Source organism: Erythrobacter litoralis HTCC2594 (assembly GCF_000013005.1).
In the GTDB taxonomy this organism is placed as follows: Bacteria; Pseudomonadota; Alphaproteobacteria; order Sphingomonadales; family Sphingomonadaceae; genus Parerythrobacter; species Parerythrobacter litoralis_A.
Map to the genome: position 1 here is coordinate 1,271,425 of NC_007722.1, position 20,245 is coordinate 1,291,669.

General features: G+C 61.8%; 16 protein-coding genes and 1 tRNA gene. 11 read left to right on the forward strand and 6 right to left on the reverse strand.

Going from position 1 to position 20,245, the window contains the following annotated elements:
- The first annotated feature begins 2 nt into the window (after positions 1-2).
- Genes EL2594_RS15315 through EL2594_RS06100 form a run of 7 tightly spaced genes read left to right on the forward strand, consistent with a single transcriptional unit; the run spans position 3 to position 6,254 of the window.
- Positions 3-584, forward strand: coding sequence for a hypothetical protein (locus EL2594_RS15315; protein WP_155805989.1), 582 nt, complete (start codon positions 3-5; stop codon positions 582-584).
- 2 nt (positions 585-586) lie between these two features.
- Complete coding sequence (locus tag EL2594_RS06075; RefSeq protein ID WP_049762536.1) at positions 587-970, forward strand: acyl-CoA thioesterase; 384 nt, start codon at positions 587-589, stop codon at positions 968-970.
- Complete coding sequence (locus EL2594_RS06080) at positions 967-1,365, forward strand: integron (protein ID WP_155805991.1); 399 nt, start codon at positions 967-969, stop codon at positions 1,363-1,365. The genes EL2594_RS06075 and EL2594_RS06080 overlap by 4 nt, the downstream gene beginning before the upstream one ends.
- 27 nt (positions 1,366-1,392) lie before the next feature.
- A complete protein-coding gene (lpdA, locus tag EL2594_RS06085) occupies positions 1,393-2,805 on the forward strand; it encodes a dihydrolipoyl dehydrogenase (RefSeq protein WP_011414157.1) in 1,413 nt (470 codons plus the stop codon).
- Positions 2,806-2,829: 24 nt separating this feature from the next.
- The gene (locus EL2594_RS06090) at positions 2,830-4,086 is read left to right on the forward strand and encodes a metal-dependent hydrolase family protein (RefSeq protein WP_011414158.1); all 1,257 of its coding nucleotides are present in this window, start codon (positions 2,830-2,832) and stop codon (positions 4,084-4,086) included.
- A 56-nt stretch (positions 4,087-4,142) separates the two neighbouring features.
- Entirely contained in the window at positions 4,143-4,370 is a 228-nt protein-coding gene (locus EL2594_RS06095) for a hypothetical protein (RefSeq protein ID WP_011414159.1), read from the forward strand.
- Positions 4,371-4,400: 30 nt separating this feature from the next.
- Positions 4,401-6,254 carry a cation:proton antiporter gene (locus EL2594_RS06100; RefSeq protein ID WP_011414160.1) on the forward strand — a complete coding sequence of 618 codons (1,854 nt, stop codon included), beginning with the start codon at positions 4,401-4,403 and terminating at the stop codon, positions 6,252-6,254.
- A 149-nt stretch (positions 6,255-6,403) separates the two neighbouring features.
- Here the strand turns inward: EL2594_RS06100 and EL2594_RS06105 are convergent, their stop codons facing one another.
- The 6 genes from EL2594_RS06105 to EL2594_RS06130 form a co-directional block, all read right to left on the reverse strand.
- A complete protein-coding gene (locus EL2594_RS06105) occupies positions 6,404-8,089 on the reverse strand; it encodes a GEVED domain-containing protein (RefSeq protein WP_011414161.1) in 1,686 nt (561 codons plus the stop codon).
- Positions 8,089-13,143 (reverse strand): DUF11 domain-containing protein, encoded by a 5,055-nt coding sequence (locus tag EL2594_RS06110; protein WP_011414162.1) that lies wholly within the window; start codon positions 13,141-13,143, stop codon positions 8,089-8,091. Before EL2594_RS06110 ends, EL2594_RS06105 begins: the two co-directional genes overlap by 1 nt.
- A 62-nt stretch (positions 13,144-13,205) precedes the next feature.
- The gene (locus EL2594_RS06115) at positions 13,206-14,342 is read right to left on the reverse strand and encodes a hypothetical protein (protein WP_011414163.1); all 1,137 of its coding nucleotides are present in this window, start codon (positions 14,340-14,342) and stop codon (positions 13,206-13,208) included.
- A 70-nt stretch (positions 14,343-14,412) separates the two neighbouring features.
- The gene (locus EL2594_RS06120; protein WP_011414164.1) at positions 14,413-14,880 is read right to left on the reverse strand and encodes a hypothetical protein; all 468 of its coding nucleotides are present in this window, start codon (positions 14,878-14,880) and stop codon (positions 14,413-14,415) included.
- Positions 14,881-14,894: 14 nt separating this feature from the next.
- On the reverse strand, positions 14,895-15,863 hold the full coding sequence (locus tag EL2594_RS06125; protein WP_011414165.1) for a hypothetical protein: 969 nt from the start codon (positions 15,861-15,863) through the stop codon (positions 14,895-14,897).
- A gap of 229 nt (positions 15,864-16,092) precedes the next feature.
- Positions 16,093-16,182, reverse strand: a tRNA-Ser gene (locus tag EL2594_RS06130).
- A gap of 67 nt (positions 16,183-16,249) precedes the next feature.
- Here EL2594_RS06130 and EL2594_RS06135 point away from each other — a divergent pair.
- The 4 genes from EL2594_RS06135 to EL2594_RS06150 all read left to right on the forward strand — a co-directional run bounded on the left by EL2594_RS06135 (position 16,250) and on the right by EL2594_RS06150 (position 20,217).
- Positions 16,250-17,167, forward strand: coding sequence for an aminotransferase class IV (locus tag EL2594_RS06135; protein ID WP_041685139.1), 918 nt, complete (start codon positions 16,250-16,252; stop codon positions 17,165-17,167).
- A 35-nt stretch (positions 17,168-17,202) separates the two neighbouring features.
- Positions 17,203-17,913 (forward strand): hypothetical protein, encoded by a 711-nt coding sequence (locus EL2594_RS06140; RefSeq protein ID WP_011414167.1) that lies wholly within the window; start codon positions 17,203-17,205, stop codon positions 17,911-17,913.
- Positions 17,914-18,008: 95 nt separating this feature from the next.
- Positions 18,009-19,028: a lytic murein transglycosylase gene (locus tag EL2594_RS06145; RefSeq protein WP_041685742.1), complete on the forward strand. Its 1,020-nt coding sequence runs from the start codon at positions 18,009-18,011 to the stop codon at positions 19,026-19,028.
- A 76-nt stretch (positions 19,029-19,104) separates the two neighbouring features.
- Positions 19,105-20,217 (forward strand): SPOR domain-containing protein, encoded by a 1,113-nt coding sequence (locus tag EL2594_RS06150; RefSeq protein ID WP_049762435.1) that lies wholly within the window; start codon positions 19,105-19,107, stop codon positions 20,215-20,217.
- Positions 20,218-20,245 lie beyond the last annotated feature (28 nt).

A 20,245-nucleotide genomic window follows, 5' to 3' on the forward strand; every position in this document is an offset into this window, starting at 1 on the left:
TAGTGGACCTCGTCCCCTTAATTGCCGCAGGAATTGGGTTTTCCGGCTTGCTGTTAGGCCTGATCCTCAGACCTTGGGTAGAGGAATGGTTCGCTCGCCGAAAAAAGACAATTCATGTCAGAATTAGCGAGCCGAGTGTCTTTCGAGCTCCACATGAGAAGGTACTTCTCAAATGGGAAAACGAAACCCTCTCAAAGATTCATCAGACAGGTTTCACAGTAAGCAACCTCACTGGCCGCACACTTCGCGGTGTAAGTTTAGAGGTCCAAGCGCCCAATCCAATTGGCAAAAAGGATTTCTATTCGGTCTATCTAAGTGAGGGCTCCGGATGTCGATGGGAAGAAGTTGATTACGACGCTGCGGGATCGCTCTTTGAGTTTGAATACCTCCAGCCGAAAGCCGAAGTGCAAGGATCAATGATTTCAACTTACACAGACCAAATTGAATTCGTGTCTCACGACGATTTCGAAGTGCGGGTCATTCCATACAAGCTTGGGACAGGTTGGTATCGATACTTTGCCGGCGCAGCATCCGCTGCTGCCTTAGCATCTTTCTCAACAGCGTTGGTTGCTGCACTATCATGAAAATGACTACTCGCGACCCACTTATCCGTAGCACCGCCATGCCTGCCGATACCAATCCGTACGGCGGAATCTTCGGCGGCTGGCTCATGAGCCAGATGGCGCTGGGCGCAGGCGCGCTGGCTTCTCGCGAGGGGCGGGGCAAGGCAGTGGTCGTGTCGGCCACGGATTTTGCTTTCCCGGGCGCTATGGCCGTCGGGGACGAATTGTCGGTCTATTGTGGTGTCCTCGCCACCGGCACCACCTCGCTGACCATCGCTGCCGAAGCCATCGCCCGCGAGCGCAATGGCGAAGCTACCACCAAAGTTGCGCAGGGAACCTTCAAGTTCGTGCTGCTCGATGAGAATGACCGGCCGCGCAATGTAGCGGCATTGGAGATCGAGAAGTGATCGCCGCGCTTGTTCTCGCCCTCAGTCCGGTTGCCGGGCCACCCGCGCCGGAGGCAGAAACGTTTCCGGAAGCACGAGCACCGATGATCGGGCTCGACGGACCGGAATTCGATGCGTGCGGCGGTCTGGGTCGAATTGGCGGGGCCTATCGCAAGCAGGCGATCCGCAACGCGCCTAGCGAAAGAGCCAAGACCAGCGAGACGCTCGAAGCGAGCACCATGGTCTGGCTCTGCGAAGCCAAGGGCGACTGGCAAGGCATCGTCTATGCCAGCGGCGAGTTCCAGGACACCGCCGATTGCCGCGTCAGCAACCCGGTCGCCGAGCCGCGCCCCTATGATGGGCCGTGCCGCATGGGCTGGGTGCTGGCGAAGGATGTGGACTTTCTTGCCGGGTGAACGGCGACACACGCGTTTGGAGTGAGAATGGCTGAGAATTACGACGTTATCGTGCTTGGCAGCGGCCCGGGCGGCTATGTCGCGGCGATCCGCTGCGCGCAGCTTGGTTTGAAGACCGCAATCGTTGAGCGCGAGCTGCTGGGCGGTATATGCCTCAACTGGGGCTGCATCCCGACCAAGGCGCTGCTACGCTCGGCCGAAATCAAGCACTACATGGAACACGCGAAGGATTACGGGCTCAAGGTCGCCGGTGAAATCGAGGCCGACCTCGAAGCCGTCGTGAAGCGCAGCCGCGGCGTCGCCAAGCAGCTCAATCAGGGCGTCACGCACCTGATGAAGAAGAACAAGATCGCCGTGCATATGGGCGAGGGCACGCTGACCGGCCCGACATCGCTGACGGTGAAAGGCGAGAAGGGAGAGGAGAAACTCTCCGCCAAGCATGTGATCGTGGCCACCGGTGCCCGTGCACGCGACCTTCCCTTTGCGCCCGCCGATGGGAAACGCGTGTGGACCTACCGCACCGCCATGACTCCGCCCGAAATGCCCAAGAAACTGCTCGTCATCGGCTCTGGCGCAATCGGCATCGAGTTCGCGAGCTTTTACAACGATATGGGCGCGGAAGTTACCGTTGTCGAAATGCTCGACCGGATCGTGCCGGTGGAGGATCACGAGGTCTCCGCGTTCCTCGAGAAGTCACTAGGCAAGCAGGGCATGACCATCCTCACCGGCGCGGGGGTCGAGGATCTGAAGGTGAGCGCCAAGGGCGTGAAGGCCAAGATCAAGACCAAGGACGGCAAGACGGGTGAGCATGACTTCACTCATGCTATCGTCGCTATCGGTATTCAGCCGAACACCGAAAACATCGGCCTCGAGAAGCTCGCCGATATGGATCGCGGCTTCATCCAGATCGATCCCTACGGGCGAACCAAGTCCAAGGGCCTGTGGGCCATTGGCGACTGTACGCCGGGTCCGTGGCTGGCCCACAAGGCGAGCCACGAAGGCGTAACTGCCGCAGAGGCTATCGCGCAGGAGCTCGGCAAAGATGGCCTCCACCCGCACCCGCTCAATCGCGATGCGATTCCGGGCTGCACCTATTGCCATCCGCAAATCGCCAGCGTTGGGCTGACGGAGGCGAAGGCCAAGGAAGCAGGCTACGAAGTGAAGGTCGGCAATTTCCCCTTCATCGGAAACGGCAAGGCGATCGCATTGGGCGAGGCCGAGGGCTTCACCAAGACCGTCTTCGACGCCGAGACGGGCGAATTGCTCGGCGCGCATATGGTGGGTGCAGAAGTAACCGAGATGATCCAGGGTTACACCATCGGCAAGACGCTGGAGACGACCGAAACCGAGCTGATGCAGACCGTGTTCCCGCACCCCACCATTTCGGAATCGATGCACGAAAGCGTCCTTGGCGCCTATGGGCGCGCCTTGCACATCTGATCGCACCGCAGTGGAGATATCGCCATGTTGAAACGCACCTTTCTCACCATGGCGGCGCTCGCATCGTCTTCGGCAGCGCTGGCGGAGCCGACCTATGTTGTGGCCGATCGGATGCTGGAGGTCGAAACCGGGCGCTATGTCGCCAATCCAGTGATTGCAGTCGAAGACGGCAGGATCACCGCCATCACGACCGGCAGTGCACCCGACAGCGCCACAGTCATCGACCTCAGCGGGCATACGATCCTGCCTGGCCTGATCGATATGCATGTCCATCTCGATGGGCGACCGGAATATGGCGGCTATTCGAACCTCCAGTTCACCGATCGCTTCTGGACGCATATCGCATCGGCTAATGCCAAGCGCATGCTGGAGGCGGGGTTCACGACGGTCCGCAATCTCGGTGACGATGATTACAACGTCATCGGTCTGGATCAGGCGATTGAGGAAGGCTGGCTCGTCGGGCCGCGCATCGTCACCGCGAACCATGCTCTGGGCGCGACCGGCGGACATTGCGATCGGACATTCCTGCCGCCCAGCTACGACGCGAAGAGCCCGGCGGTGGGCGACAGCCCCGACGAGCTCCGTAAGCGCGTGCGTGAGCAGCGCAAGTACGGGGCAGAAGTCATCAAGGCTTGCGCCACTGGCGGCGTCTTCAGCCGCAACACCGCACCCGGCATCCAGCAGCTGACGCTGGAAGAACTCACCGCCATTGCCGACGAAGCGCATTTCTGGGGCCTCAAGGCAGCGGCGCACGCGCACGGTGCGGCTGGGATCAAGGCGGCCATCCGCGCCGGCTTCGATACGATCGAGCACGCGAGCTTCATCGACGAAGAAGGCATCCGCCTCGCCAAGGAGCGCGGCACGTTTCTGTCGATGGATATTTTCAACACCGAATACACGCTCAGCCAGGGCGAAGCGAATGGCGTGCTGGAAGAAAACCTGGCCAAGGAACGACTGGTCTCCAAGGCGCAGCGCGACAATTTCACCAAGGCGCACCGTGCCGGGGTAAAAATGGTCTTCGCCAGCGACGCGGGTGTCATGCCCCACGAGGATGTCGGCGGCCAGTTCGCGGTCATGGTGCGCCTGGGAATGAGTCCGTTGGAGGCAATCCGCGCGGCGACGGTCAATGCTGCGGATGCGCTCGGTCAGTCCGGCGAGGTCGGCACTCTCAAGGTGGACGCGTGGGCGGACATCGTCGCCGTCGATGGCGATCCGCTAGCGGATGTCGGCGAACTTGCCGATGTCGACGCCGTGGTGAAGGGCGGGGTGCTGGTCGAATAGTCGGTAGCTCGGAACAGCTTGTACAGCGCATCGGTTACTTCGTTAAAGGAGACTCCATGAGCCACGATGACGACCCCAAGTCCAAGCCCGACAAATATCCCGATACCGACGACAATAGCCGCGTCACCAAGGAACATCGCGCGCTGAAGAACCAGTCATCGGTGAAGGCCGTCGATTATCCCAAGGAACAGCGCGACGGCCAGTCTCTGGTCGACAAGAGTAAGGATGCCGCCGGCAGCGTCGTCAATCCCGGCCCCAAAAACAGCGACGCTTCCGACGATTGACCAAAGCCCGTGAGCCGCTAAGCCGGATTCATGGGCGACTTCCTGATGTTGGCATTCAGCCTGCTCGTCGCAGGCGTGATCGCCGTGCCGCTGGCGACGCGGTTCGGGCTGGGCACCGTCCTAGGCTATTTGCTCGCCGGCATGGCACTCAGCCCGCTGCTGGGCATTCTCGAAGTCAATGTCGAGCAGATGCAGCAGTTTGCCGAATTCGGCGTCGTCATGATGCTTTTCATCATCGGCCTCGAGCTGGAGCCTCGGCGTCTGTGGGACATGCGCAGGCGGCTCATCGGGTTCGGAGGCGGGCAGGTCGTCATCACGACGGTCCTGCTGGCCGGGATTGCCTATTTCAGCGGTAATGCATGGCAAACGGCGGTGGCGATCGGCATGATCCTCGCGCTTTCGTCGACAGCGATCGTGTTGCAGACGCTGGAAGAAAAGAAGCTGATGCGCACGCAAGGTGGCGAAGCGAGCTTCTCCGTGTTGCTGGTCCAGGATGTTGCGGTCATTCCCATGCTGGCTCTATTGCCGTTGCTGGCGATACCGGAGCTGACCGGGGCCGGAGCACACGGCGGGGAGGGAGTCCACGGGCACGGCGGGCTCAATCTGCTGGCAGGCCTGCCGGCCTGGCTTGCGGGGCTGGCAACGGTTGGGGCGGTGGGGCTTGTCGTCTTTATCGGCGTCTTTCTCACCCGACCGGTATTCCGGATGATCGCCGATCTGCGGCTGCGCGAGATGTTTACTGCCGCAGCCCTCATGTTCGTCATCGGGATCGCCTTGTTGATGACGCTGGTCGGGCTCTCACCCGCCCTCGGCGCGTTTATCGCGGGCGTGGTCTTAGCCAACAGCGAGTTCCGCCACGAGCTCGAAGCCGACATCAACCCCTTCAAGAGCCTGCTGCTCGGCTTGTTTTTCATAACAGTGGGCGCGGGGATCGACTTTGCCCTCGTCTCCGAACGCTTCGGCGAAGTGCTGTTCTGGACCGCGCTCGTCATCGGCGCGAAAATGCTGGTGCTGTTTGGTATCGGCAAGGCGTTCCACCTGATGGGGCAGGATCGCTGGCTGTTCTCGCTCGGGTTGGCGCAGGCCGGTGAGTTCGGCTTCGTGCTGATCGCTTTCGCGACGGGAAATGCCGTTTTGAGCAGAGAATTGGCCGATTTGCTGCTGCTCGTCGTCGCCTTCTCGATGTTGGTCACGCCGCTGCTGTTTATATTCTACGAGAAAGTCATCGTGCCGCGATATTCCGCAGGCGAAGAGCGCGAGGCGGACGCGATCGAGGAAAACAACAGTATTATCCTCGCCGGGCGCGGGCGCATCGGTGGTATCATCGATCGCATGCTCGATGCCGCCGGCTACAAGACGACCGTTATCGACTACGATTCCCGGCACATCGCCAACATGGAGAAGTTCGGCAACAAGGCCTATTTCGGCGATGCGACGCGGCCGGACTTGCTCGCTAGCGCAGGAATCGCGCAGGCGAAGTTGCTGATCGTCGCGCTGGACGAAAAAGACCAGATCGACCGATTGGTTTCGCACGTCTTGGAGAATTATCCAGATGTCCACGTGCTGGCCCGCGCGATCGACCGCGACCATGTGTTCAAGCTGTGGGCGCTGGGCTGCCGCGACATTATCCGCGAAACCTATGACGGGGCCGTGCGTATGGGCCGCTCGGCATTCGAGGCTATGGGTCACGACCGGCAGGCGGCGCAGGCCATGGCCGATGCCTGGGAGGAAATGGACCGCAGTTCGATGATCGAAGTGGCGGACGTCTACAAGGTCGACGTGCCGGCATGGGAGAACGACGAACTTATCGCGCGCGTGCGGAAGCTGCGCGAAGAGTGGGACCCCAAACTCAGCGATCAGATGGACCAGATCATGAAGCGTTAAAGACGCGCTGTGGCGGACAGGGTATTTCCAACCGAGTTCCCCCAGGAAGCCGCGCTTGCCTTGAAACAGACCGCGATCAAGTCGCTCACTCCCACGCATGCTCCGTCATTCGACGATGATGCGGCGTAGGATCGAGAAATGGGGTCGGCTTACCTGATACGAGCACGAAACTGGATCGTGATGGTGGGGGCCGGACTGCCAAAACCAAGAGATTGCTTGGGATTGATACAGATATGCCGGACTGCCGGGTCGTAGGCGCCCGAGACCGTCGGAGTGTAGGTGCAGGCCGCGAAGCTTGTCGGTGTTGCCGCAAGGTTCGAATATCGCAGGTCCGTTGCCTGTGTATAGGTCATCGCGGCTCCGTTAGACTGAGTGAAAAGCACGGTTCCGGTAGACGGTCCTGCACCATCGAAGTCCCCGATATATGCTTCGACCTGGGATGGCAGTGAGTCGATGATCACCACGGATCCGCTGTCTGTGGCAGCCGATCCGGTGTTTGAAGAAGTGATGGTGTAAATCACGTCGTTGCCCGGCACATTGAAGCCGTTCGGACTCGTGGATGCATACACGACACTGGTCTTCGACATCGTGAGAACCGGGGCGCCGAGAATGGTGACCTGGTAATCTTCCACTTCACCATCGCGACCGACGATTGTCGTCGCATCGAGATCGCTTTGACTTGACCAGCGGAAGCGAGCAAAAGTCTGGCCGACCACGGCGTTTAAGGGAACGGTGATCGACAGCCCGATTGTCCCGACCGCCGAGTTGCTATCGCCTGCACCGTTATCGGTTACGTTGATCGCAATCTGCTCTCCTGCGTCGAAGAAATCTCCGTCCCGGTTCCAGTCGAACCACGCCTGAAGTCGACCGGAAGCCCCAGTAACGCTGACGGTTACTGCCGCTGTGTTGTTTGGGCGTAGCGTTCCGAAGGTAACGCCGTCGTCGCCCACATCGGCGCTGGCATTCGCGCTGTTATAGGGGGCTGTCTCGGCTGTAACTGTTGCGCCGAGCCGGAAGCCGGTGACGATATCGTGACGTGGATTGCCATAGGAATTCGGTGCATCGCCGAAATCCTGCGGTGTCGGCGTCACGATCACCGGTGCAGGTAGGTTGGGGCAAGTGAACTGTAGCGAGGTCAGGCGGACGGTCGAGCCTGATCCCAACGTGCCGATGCGATAGTTGAAACCGCTTTTCTTGGTGTAGAATGTGGCGACGATGTTCTGGTTGGCCGAGGGGTCGATACCCGGCGCGGTGAAGCTTGTGATCGACTCGAAGCGGGTGTTCCCCGCCGAGGGAGTCGAGGCGTTCACGGCAAGATTGGTCGGGCTATTGAGCAGGTATTCGGCGAAGTTGTTCTGGAATTCGGCGTATTCGCGGAGCGAGCCGCTATCGCCGTCGACGTCGATTGCCGTCGATACGAAATCGAAAATGATCGGCGTGTTTGTCCCGGAAATCACAAAGGTGAACTGGAAATCGACGCTACGGGCGTTGCTGCCGCCAAGCTCCGGATTGAAGAACGGCCGCAGGTCCGATTGCCCGGGTGCGGGTGCGCCGTTGTCGTCGATCGTGACCAGCGAAGCGCCGTTATTGAACGCCACAACTCTGACCAGCGCATCGATACCGGTGTTGACGTTGGAGTAGCGGTATACAGCGCCCGGCTGCAGCGCCGTTCCCGATACGAGTGTCGGGGTGGCGCTGAAGTTCATCGTGGTCACGACGCGCCCGAGACAAATCTCGGTCGTCTGCGCACTAACCGGTGCGGCGGTGAAGACCGTCATTGCCGTGGCGATCACGCAAACCGCCAGCGCGCAGACATAACGGAGGATCATCCCCATCACCGGTTCAGTCCCAGGAAGGAGAAGGTGTCGGCATCAAACTTGACGCGCACCGACGCGAACAGGCCCTTGTCGGTATTGCGCGCTTCGGAAAAATCGCGGTCGCGGAAACCGGCAATGTTGTAGCCAACAATCACCAGAGTATCCTGGGTGGGTACGAAACCGATCTGCGGTCCGACCGCGAAGCTGGTGAAGCCATCGGTTAGGTTGGTGCGCACGGTTGCGGTGCCGCCGATTTCAAGACGGTCGCCGATGCCGATCCGCAAATCGAGGCCGCCGAGCACGGTCGTTCCGGCAAGATCGAAGTCCCCCACACGGTCAAAATTGTACCGACCGCCGAGAAAAATTCCGATCTCCGACCGTCGCACCAAGTGTTCGACTCCGTCGATCTCGTCAACACCGTGCGGCGACCAGTTCGCCGACAGGCTGCCGACGAGCCTGCGCGATTTCGCGTCGCCATCCACTGTGAGAGCCGTGCGACCGGCGGGACCCACTTCTCCGGCCACCGCGCCCGTGACGCTATCGCTGCGATAGGCAAGCTTTCCGAGGAACGCGAAGCTCGATTCCGCCGGGCGGTAAGCGGTCGAAAGCGCTGCATCGAAGATTTCGGTTTCGACTCCGCCATCACCCGTCGCACGGGTCCAGGTCAGACCGGAGCCGACGACTATGCCGTCGTCGAGCTGCCGGATGATGCCTGCGGTCAGACCGACCCGGTCCGCGAATTCTCCGTCGCGAATTTCGCCGCGCGCAGTAGCCGACCAGCGATCCTTTCGCCAGGATGCTCCGAGTGTGGCGGCGGTGAAGTCCTCGAACAGCGCGCCGTCCTGCGAGAGGTGGCCGCCCGATGCGACCGGATGCAGCGGGTTGAGCACGTCGAATGCATCCGCACCGCCGAGCTCGCGATTTCCGTCGAGCGTGGCGTCGATTGAAAGTTCCGACGTGACCGTGAAGGACTGCGACAGGCCGAATGCGGCGAAGGTCCGCTTGCCCTGCTCGGCAATGTCCTGCTGACCCAGCGAAGTGACAATGCGCGATCCCTGCCATGGTGTAAGCTCGAATCCGGCGTTGAACGTGCGGGCGTCGATGATTTCGCCGTCGGCGATTTCATATACGCCAACAACACGCAGCCAATCGGTGACCGAATAGCGGGCGCGCAGCCGGTGGCGCGCCGGCAAGTCGAGCGACTCCGCGTCGTCCAGCGCAACGCTGGTGGTTGCGCTCAATTCGAGTTTATCGTCGAGCAGGCGCTGCGATACCGCGCCTTCGAGCACCGTCGATTTCGCCTTGGTACCGTCTGCCAGCCGGTCGTCGAGACGCGCGATGCCGAGGCGCAGTTCGGTGTCTCCGGTGCGATAGGTTCCCGCAACCTGCACGGCCCGGCGATCCGAATCGTCGGTCAGGCTTTCGTCGTACCAGGCGCTGCCGACGAGCGAGAAATGCTCTTCGAGGGAATAGCGCGCGTCGACGCCGAACTTGCGACGCCCAAGCTCCGCGCCGGTCTGCTGACCGGTCCCGTAGTCCGCATCGGTCGACCGGGCATAGGCAAGGATATCGAGCGAGCCGGTGCGATGTTCGGCCTCGACGAGCCATGCTGATGCATTTGCACCTTCGCGCCGGCTCGTGCCGGCTTCGGCACGGATTTCGGTCCCGGAAGCGATGCGAGCACGCAGGTCGATCGCACCCAGATCGGTCCGCGCCCCATCACCCTTGTCGGTGATGCCGGTGACGCCGACGCGCAGAACATCGTCTCCGAACGTGTAATCGGCGCGCGCACCTGCATTCCAGTTCGCTTTGCCGTCACCGTCGAAGACCTCGTAGTCGATCACGATGAATTGCGGGTTGAGGTCGAAATCGCGGCTGAGAACCGGTTCCTTGAAACTGATCGTGCCGGAAAGCGGATCGATATCGTAGTCGATGAAGCGAATGAGTTCGCGGCGTTCGACGACAATTTCGGAGCGCAGCCGGTCGCGCGTCTCGATGGCGACGATTTCACTGTTGGATACGATGTCGCGACTGCCGAGACGATACGGCCCGCTGAGTCCGTTGCCCTGGATTTCGTCGCGGCGAAACCGGCTCGCGATCTTTGCGGCGAAGCCCTGCGCATGGAGCGCGCCGAAGCGGCCTTCGGCCTTCACACCGGTTGCGGTGCGCTCGTAACGGCCGAGCAGGGTCTGGTCGAAGCCGGTGACGAAGTCTCCATAAAGGGCATAGAAGGTGCTGGTTTCGATCCGCACGTAGAGCTTTTCGCGGCTTGCAGCATCGAAACGCCGGTCGCTGCCATCGGCGAAGACGGTGTAATAGGCGTTGGGATCGATGGTCCCTAGAAGACGCTGGTCGTCTTCCTGCTTGGCGCTGTCGTAGGCGATCGTCGCAATGAACTTACCCAGGACGTGACCCTTGGCATACAGCGCGACCCGCGCCTTGTTACCGAGGTCGCTGTCGAAATTGCCAGTCCGCTCCATGTTGTCGGCGATCGTCTTGGCGCCGATCGAGCCTTCCGCAAGGCCTACGACTGTCCATTCGAGGTCACCCGGCACGATCCAGCTCTCGATCTGCTGCTCGCGCGTTGCTTCGCGGTCGGCAAAAGAGAACGAGAGATGCAATGGACCGCTGACCATCGTCGGGGCGAGTTCGACGAGCGCGATGCCGTCGTCGCCAGCGATAGTCCATGTGGGCGTGGCCGAACCCTGGCCGGCCAGTTGGCGCAACTGCAGCTGGTCGAGTAGCGCAGCGCTTTCATATGGTGCACTGACGGTGACCGAACCGGTTACGCCGTCATGGACCGGCCGCCCGCGGCGATCGGTCAGGCGGACCGCTATGACCGGACGCGTCCGGCCGTCGGCGATGAGGTGCGACCTGTCTCGCACGATCTCCGCATGCCACGGGGTCGCGACGAACTCGACGTTGCGCGTGAGATCGTCGGCTACACTGCCGTCCTCGTTACGGATAATCGCGCGAAGGCGAGTGGTGCCATCGTCGATGCTCACGCCGCGCCAGATACTGACCGAATAGAATCCACCTTCCGACGTTTGCACGGCGTCGAGCGCGCGCTCGCTGACGGGCTTGCCATTGGCCGAAAGCTCCACGCTCTGTCCCGGACGGTGCCGGATCACGACGCGCACTGCGGGCGCGCGCGGATTGTGATCGACCTCCGGGAACAGGAAAGCGTTCGGACCATCGCCCTCCGCCAGCCAGTCGCGGTCGTTGCCGGCTGCCTCGCGCGCGGTGGCAATTTCGGCGGTCGGCGCCTGCGCTACGCCAGAATCGGCGGGAGCAGCCTCGCCTGGAAGTGATGGGGTCTCGACCGGAGCAGGGGCTATCCATCCCGGCACGTCGGCTGTGAAATCGACGACCGCGAGGCTGCCACCCTGACCGGTCACGAAATGTGAGGACGCATTGCCCGCCGACCGGCTCGAGCGGTCGCAATCCACAAAGCGGCCACCCTCCGGCAATGTCTGGCGCTGTGCCTGCACCACGTGGGTTCCCGGCACTACGCCTTCGAAATGGTAACGCCCCTCGTGGTCGGTAAGGGCGAAGCTGCCGTCTTCCAGCATCACGCGCACACCGGGAATGCCGACACGATTGCGGACAACATCGCATGTCCCCGAAGTGACCCGACCAATGATCGTCATCCGCGAGGCGATGGTATCGCGCTCGATGCGGACCGATGCTTCGGCTACTGCGCGACCGCCGAACGGGTCGCTTGCTTCCGCGCGATTGACCGCCTGGCCCGGAGGTGCGTCCGGCCGCACCACCATGGCGTAAGTTACCTTGACGGTTCCACCTGCCTCGATCGAGGCGATATCGATAGCCAGCCGACGTCCGTCCGGCGCGATCGTGACTGCACTTGCAGCGTCGCGGCCGTCGACCCGCACGGAGTCCGCACGCAGACGCAGCCACGGCGAGGGAAGGTCGACCAGCGTAACTCCGCGCTTTGTGCGCGCCGGATCGGGATTGCGAAGGGTGACGGTGTAGAAAATTGCATCGCCGGGCTGTGCGCGCGCACGCGACGCCGATTTCATTATCGTGACCGAAACATTGGGCCGATCGACCGGAATGTCGACCCGCACCGGGTCAATTGAGACAAGAGCGAAAGATGCTCCGTACGACGCGTCCGAAATCACGAAGGCGCTACCGTCGGGTCGGGTCAGCCCAGCCAGTTGCGGCGGCTGCACGACCGAGGGCGCGGTGTATGGGCCAGGTGGCGTTACGACAAGCCGGTAGGAGCCTAGCGGCGCCAGCGGGAAGCGAAACTCGCCGGGCTGCATCGGATAAACATTGTCGGCCGCATCGCGGATCGGTTCGCCGGAAACGACCGTCGAGGGCCAGGGGGTGACGCCATCATCGGCGAAGACAGTGGCCGGCAAACCCGTGGCGGCGTCGACGAGGGTGACCGTCGCGCCGGAAACGGGCGAGCCGTCCTCGCTGTCAAACACGAAACCGTAAGGGTCGGCGAGAACACCGACCAGCGTCGTGACCAGGGGAGGGGCACCGTTCGCTCCGCCAAGAGCAACGGTGATCTGTTCACCCGAGCTCACGCTGAGCTGGCAGTCCTGCTGCGTCGGCGACGGCGGGGTGGCGCGCGTCCGGATCGCACCCGTAAAGATGCCCGTATCGGGACCGGTTTCGAAAATCTCGAGAACCTCGCGGTCTCCGCCGGGGGTGGTGATGGTGGTCGTCAGAGTGTCGACCGCGTCGGGGCTGCGATTGGCCAGCGGCGCGGATGCCCGGATGACCAGCACTTCACCGATCCGGAGTTCGGCTGTCGCAGCGGATGCGATCCCCACGCCTCCATCAGCAGAGCCGGGGAAAATCACGAGCGGTGAATTGTTGCAGGTCGAAGCGCGGACGGGGAGGCTCGATCCGGCGCTTGGAAGCGGTCGGAAAGTCTCGAGCGTGAGGGGATTAACCGCGCGTTCGATCGTGACCGTATTGGATGTCGTCGATCTCGCGACCGAGTCTTCGGTCCAGTCCGCGCGGGCTGTGTTGGTGATGGTCTGGGCTGCGGCAGGCGCAACGAACAGCAGCAGCGCCCAAACGAGCGCTGCTGCCATTGCGTAGCAAGGATTAAGAAGCCGCATACAACCTGCCGGCCGAAGACCGGCGTCCTTTCAGGTTACCTGATGGTCGCCTGAAACCGCAGCGTCCGCGTTTCGGAGGCAGCGATACTGGCAAAGGTGTTGCTCACGGTCGTGGTCCCGGCATTGTAGTTCGCGCCATCACTGCCGGCGGTACCGCCCGTCGCCGCACACCCGTTGGTGCCGTTGAACGCACCGTTCAGGTATACGCTGTTGGCGACGTAGGTCATCGTCGCGGGTACGACGTCGCTGACCGCAACAGTCGTGGCGGTCGAGCCACCCGAGCCGTTGGCGACCACGATGCAGTACTCGACAACCGCACCCGGCAGGGCGAAGAGCGTGCCGGTTTGGCCGGCGGGCCCCTGCACGACGCGGCTGTACTTGTTTACTGCTAGCCGGGCAGCCGTGACCGCGTAATCGCTGCGCGCGGCGTGCTTGCCGTTGAACTGCGCATCGAAGGTCAGATAGCTGGCGTCGGAGAAGACCGTCTCCATGCCGTTCTTGGTGTTGGTGGCATCCTGCGTCACCGCGGTACCGCCCGAACCGGCGCTCGCGCCGGTCACGCCGGTAATGGCTGTTCCGGCGGTAGCGCCGCTGGCCGCCGTCGCTGTCAGCATGACGGTCGCGACGGCATTATCCGCCGGGAAACCGCCACCGGAGAGGACGATATCGGACAGAATGAAGACATTGACCCTGTCGCCCGAGGCCAGCCCGGCAATCGTGGTCGACTGCACGTCCGTTCCCGGATCGTAGACGCCGTTGTTGTTGGTATCGATGAAAACGCGCAGGTTCGTCGGATCGAACGTATCGTTGATCGCACCGTTGAAGTTCGATGCACCGCCGTTCTGATTCGAGCCCACGAGCGTGAAATCAAGGGTCGCGTTCGAATTGTTGGTCACGCTGAACTTGGTCACGGCGCTGGTCTGGCCGGGAGTTACCGCGACCGCCTGCGAATCGAGCGTCGCCACGGTCACGTTGACCTTGCGGTCGACCTTGAACGTGTCGGTGGCCTGGACCTGCGCCTGGCTCACCCCGCCGACTTGGTAGTTGACGGTGACGGTATTGGTGATGTCGGTATTTGCGGCCGTCCCCACCGGGGCGGCCATCACGATTGTCGGTACGGAGATCAGCGCTATCGCGCTGGTTCCCGCGACCAGTCTCTTGATGCGGTTCATATCGTTTTATCCTTGCTAAGGTGGATCTGTTTTTCGCCCGGATCCATAAGGCGGTCCTGGTCTCCGGCCGCTATCGGACGGAGGCGAAGTAGGTGACTTGCCCGGAGGCCCCGGGCGCGATCGAGGCGATCGTCCAGCGAACCTGCTCGACATCGGCGAGCATGGCCGGCCGCGAGCCGCCCTCGGGAAGTGAAACGGTACGAGATTCGAGCGGACCAAAGGTTTCTCCGCCATCGACGGACACTTCGAAATCGCCCGCGTCAGTCAGCAAGACCGCTTTCGGAAGCGGGTTGGTTATGACGAAGTTCTCGACCAGCTCGCTCGTCCCATTGCGATAGCTGGTTGTGAACTTCAGCCGATCGCCCGGAACGACCTGCGTCGGTTCGGCGTAGGTTTCGACGCGCTTTCCGGCCTCCTCGACGATGCGGACGACCTTTACATCGCCCTGCAATTCCACGGTGGTTTGGGCAAACGACGGCGTGCTGAACGCGACGCTCGCAGCGAACATCGAGGCGATGACAAATTTGTGATCAAACATGATAATTTTCCGATTTAATTCACGATGACATCGAAGGTGACAGCACGGCTTGTTCCAGCCGCCGTAGTCCCAAGGGTGACCGAGATTCCGGAGGAGGATGCCGTGCCGGCATCGCTGTCGGCGAGGTCGGTGAGCGGGGCGTCGTCGAGCGTGAGCGAATCGGCCGCATAGGTGGTCGATGCCGGGATGGCGTCGGTGATGACCAGATCGTTCACCGAACCTGACCCGCTCGCGCTTGCGACGATGCGGAAAGTGATGCGTGCGCCTGGCACCGGCTGGGTTCCACCGAACGGATCGCTCACGGTGGCGGTTTTGACCAGCGAGACCGAAACCGCGCTCGATACAAGCGACCCGAGTGCCTCGTCGTCGGCGCCCGTGCTGCCGACGACAGCAGCGCCGCCGCCTTCACCGGCACCGGCGAAGACAGTGCCGGGTGCACCCGTGCCGGTCGCGGCTTGGGCGAGAAGGTTGACCTGGCTTGTCGCGCCGTCGACCGCACCGGGCGACTCCACCAGAACGAACACCGTCAGCGGCGCGTCGGGATCGATCGAAGGTGAAGTGCCGCCATTTGCCAGCAATGCATCGATACCGGCGTCGTAAACGCCGTTGCCGTTCGAATCGATTGCGAGCGAATTGACAGTCGCGTTGAAATCGTTGCCCGCTACGTTGGGATCGGCGGTAAGGACAAAAGCTTCGGGTCCGTTCCCGGTATTGGTCACCGTGTACGAGAGCACGGCCGATGCGGAGATCGGGATCGCGCTCGCATCCCTGGAAGCGACCGCGACATCGAGCAGTTCGTCGACCATGATCGTTACGGTGTTGGAATCGAGCGACTGCGTGGGCCCACCGGTGTTGTAGCTGGCGGTCGCCGTGTTCTCGATCAGCGTACCCGCGGGCACTCCTTCAGCGAGCGCGACGGAGGGCACCACCAATAACGCAATCGAGGCGAGGCCGTGGCGGCGAAAGGAAGAGGCAAAAGTCATGCGCCTCTGCCTAGAGAGTAATGGTTAATAACCCACTTAAGGAAGAGCTAATTTTACGATCAGAATCATTGCCTAAAGGGCTAGCACCGAAGGGGTCCATTTCACGCCATCGGTCGACCTGGTGGATTGCGTATTGCTCACACGAAAGTAATCGAGGGTTCATGAATTCCTGCATTGCATTCGAATGCAGAAACCGGCGGTCATTCTCGGATCTCAAAGATGGGATCGATGGCGGACAGGGTGGGATTCGAACCCACGAAGGGCTTGCACCCTTGCCGGTTTTCAAGACCGGTGCATTCAACCGCTCTGCCACCTGTCCGCTCGCTAAGCCCGCTAGCGAGGCTGATCGCTATTGTCACCCGCATTCAGCACCCTAGAACCTCCTCATGGCTCACGGCTCTCACGATTTCGCACCCGATCCCCGTAATGAGGACATCCTCATAAGCGTCAACGGAACGATGGTGCCTCGCACGGAAGCGACCGTCTCCGTATTCGACAGCGGTTTCATGCTCGGTGATGGCGTTTGGGAGGGGCTGCGCTTGCACAAAGGCAGGATTGCTTTCCTCGATGCCCACCTCGATCGGCTCTACGAAGGCGCGAAGGCGATCGCGATGGATATCGGCCTGTCGCGTGAGGAGCTCATTGCGAGGCTGGAAGAAACGATAGATTCCAATGCCATGCGGGGCGAAGCTGGAGTTCATATCCGCCTGATGGTCACGCGCGGCATTCGCTCGACGCCGTATCAGGATCCACGCGTCGTGATCTCACCGGCCACAATCGTGATAATTCCAGAGTACAAAGCGCCGCTGCCCTCTACGATCGAAACCGGCATTCGCCTCTTCACCGTTCATGTCCGCCGCGGGGACCCGGCCGTGCAGGACCAGAAGCTTAATTCGCACTCCAAGCTCAACTGCATCACCGCATGTATTCAGGCGACGCAGGCGAGCGCTGACGAGGCGCTGATGCTCGATCCGCACGGCTTCGTCGCGACCTGCAATTCGACCCACTTCTTCATCGTCCGCAAGGGCGAGGTGTGGACCTCGAGTGGCGATTATTGCTTGGGCGGGATTACGCGCTCGAATGTCATTCAGGTTTGCCGCGAGGAAGGCATACCGGTGTTCGAGAAGAACTTTTCCCTGACCGACGTCTATGGCGCCGACGAAGCCTTCGTTACCGGAACCTTCGCTGGCGTCGTGCCGGTAACCGAGATCGACGGGCGCAAGATGACTGAGGGGAGGGGGCCGATGGTCGAACGATTGCAGGACCTCTACAAGGCTCTCATGGATCGGGATGTGACGTCATGACGTCAGCGCAACCCACTGAAACTATTCGGATTGCTATGTGGAGCGGGCCGCGCAACATTTCCACCGCGATGATGCGCAGTTTCGGTGCCCGCAGCGACTGCGCCGTGAGCGACGAGCCGTTTTATGGCGCCTTTCTCCTGGACAGCGGCGAGCCTCATCCGTTCGCCAAAGAGACCATCGCCGACATGGATTGCGATTGGGCAAACGTGGTGGCCACTCAGTCCGGCCCAGCACCCCATGGCAAGCCGATCTGGTATCAGAAGCACATGCCGCACCACATGGTCGGCCCGGTGTCGATCGCAGATTTCCCGCACCACCGACACGCCTTCCTCATCCGCGCACCGGAGCGGGTGGTGGCGAGCTATCGCGACAAGAACGAATTGCGCCAACCCGAAGCGCTGGGTTTTGCAAAGCTTAGGCAATATTTCGACTTCGAGTGCAGGCGCACAGGGTGCACACCGCCCGTCGTGGACTCCGACGAAATTCTTTCGGACCCTCGAGGTGTTCTGAGTAAGCTCTGCGAAGTTCTTGAAATAGAATGGAATGAGCAGATGCTAGCTTGGCAGCAGGGACCGCAACCGGAAGACGGAGTCTGGGGCAAGCATTGGTACGACAAGGTCAATGCATCGACCGGCTTCGGCCCACCTCCGGGAGCACTGCCTGAGCTCGACGGCGCCTACCGCGACGTCACCGATGCCTGTCGGGACGACTACGAGGCACTCAAGAAATTCGCGATAAGCGCCTGACTCTCCATCGTTTCAGGCCTCACTGCAGAACGTTTCGTCGAAAAGCTTCGCTTCGGTCATTGGCCTTTCATCTTGGCGGTGACATGCTGCAAATCATGTCCCTCAAGCGCCTCCTTCTCGCCCTCTCGGCCATGGCACTCGCCACGCCGCTCGCCCCCGTGTCCGCACAGAATCTCTCTTTCGACGCCTACATGCAATTGGTGATGGCGAAGGCGAGGGCGCAAGGCGTCAGCGAGGCAACTATTCAGCGCATGACGTCAGGGCTCACACCCAACCAACGGGTCATCGACCTCGATCGCGGCCAACCCGGTAGCCCGACGCGCCGCGGCTATCCCGCGATGCGCCCCTATCTCGATACCCATGTGAACCCGATCCGTATCAGCCGCGGGCGCGACATGTATGCCGCAACGCGCGGTCTCCATGGCCGGATCGAGCGCGAATACGGGGTGCCGATCGAGATGCTGATGGCGATCTGGGGGCACGAGACCAATTATGGCGCGATCAAGGGAAACTTCGATCTGGCCCGCTCTCTCGCCACACTCGCGTGGGAAGGCCGCCGTCGCGACCTGTTCGAAGGCGAACTGATCGCGCTGATGAAGATTGCGGACCGGGGTTTTCCTCGTTCGCAACTCGTCGGCAGCTATGCCGGCGCCTTCGGCAATCCGCAATTCCTGCCGAGCGTCTACTTGCGCCTTGCCACCGATGGCGACGGGGACGGGCGGGCCGACATCTTCAACAATCGCGCCGATACGCTTGCTTCGATCGCGCGCTATTTCCAAGATTCGGGCTGGCGACAGGGCCAGCCATGGGGCGTGCGCGCCTCTCTTCCCGGCGGCTTCGACGTCGATGCCTACAGGACCAAGATCAATGCTCCGGTCTGCTCGCGCGTCCACGAGAGACATAGCGAGTACAAGACCGTGCGCGAATGGCGCGAACTCGGCGTTCAGCCGCAGAAATATTTGGCGGATGACGTCCTGGTGACGCTGTTCCAGCCCGACGGTCCGGGCACACCGGCTTGGCTCTTAACCTCAAATTATCGAGTTATCCTCGAATATAACTGCTCCAATTACTACGCGATGAGTGTGGGGCTGTTAGCCGATGAGATTGCTCAATGATGTTCGCAAGCTTGGCCTTTTTTTCGGTCTAGGCGTTCTGCTGTCCGCTTGCGGTGGCGGTGCTTCGCTTCCGGAGTTGGCCAGCACGGAAACTTCTGCTCGCGCGGCTTTCGGCCCCGAAGCGGACTATCCGCAGGTTCTGGGCGAGCCGTTTACCGTGGACGGCGAGCTTTTCACGCCCGAAGACGTTTTCAGCTACGATTCGGTAGGTTTCGCAACGCTCGACAGCGAAGGCGGGCAGGGCGTAAGCGTTGCGCACAAGACGCAGCCGTACCCGAGCTATGTCGAAGTCACTTCGTTGGAAACCGGCAAGACCATTCTCGCGCGAGTAGAGCGGCGCGGCCCGATGACGGCATCGCGCATCGTCGCCCTGTCCCCGGGCGCTCAAGCACAACTCGGCGCAGGGGAGGGAACACCGGTGCGCGTCCGCCGAGTCAATCCGCCTGAATACGAACGCGCGGAATTGCGGGCAGGGAAGCCTGTTCCGCCGCGCCTCTCGACCCCCGACAGCCTGCTTGCCGTGCTGAAGGAAAAGCTGCCGATCAAGGGATCGGCTAGCCTCGCAGGTCCCGCGATCCCCGCTGCGGCGCAGGCAGCCGCGATCCAGCAGGCCAGCGTCGCGCCTTCCAGCGCTTCTCGTGCGGCAGAGCTTGCGCCTGTTGCGGCCGCCGCCCCGGCTTCGGTCGAGAAAGATTTCGACAAGGCTTTCACCGAGAAGCCCGTCACGACCGTTGCGGCACGCAGTCACAACGGCAAATATCCGCTACCGCCGATGGCCGCAGGCGCGGGCCCTGCCGTTCGGGCACCGACCGTCGCTGCGTCGCCCATGTCGCGTTCCGCTGCACCGGTGGTGGTCGCGTCAACTCCCGAAACGCGAAGCTTCTCGCTGCCCGGACAGCAATCCGCTACCCCGAATACCGAACCGGTATCACGCTCGCCCGTACGCCGTGCGGCGCCAGTCGCCATTGCGGCAACTGCCGATGGCAAGTTCATCGTCCAGGCCGCTGCGTTCTCCAGCAAGACCAATGCCGATCGCGCCGCCGACAAGCTCGACGGGTTTGTCATGCCTGCCGGTCGCTTCTTCCGCGTCCGCACCGGCCCTTACGCTACCCGTGGACAGGCCGAGGCAGCGCTCGCCAAGGTACGGGCGGCGGGCTATAGCGACGCTCGCGTCTTTTCAGCAGGATAGACCGCCGGATCCCGCCGGCGGGCGGGAG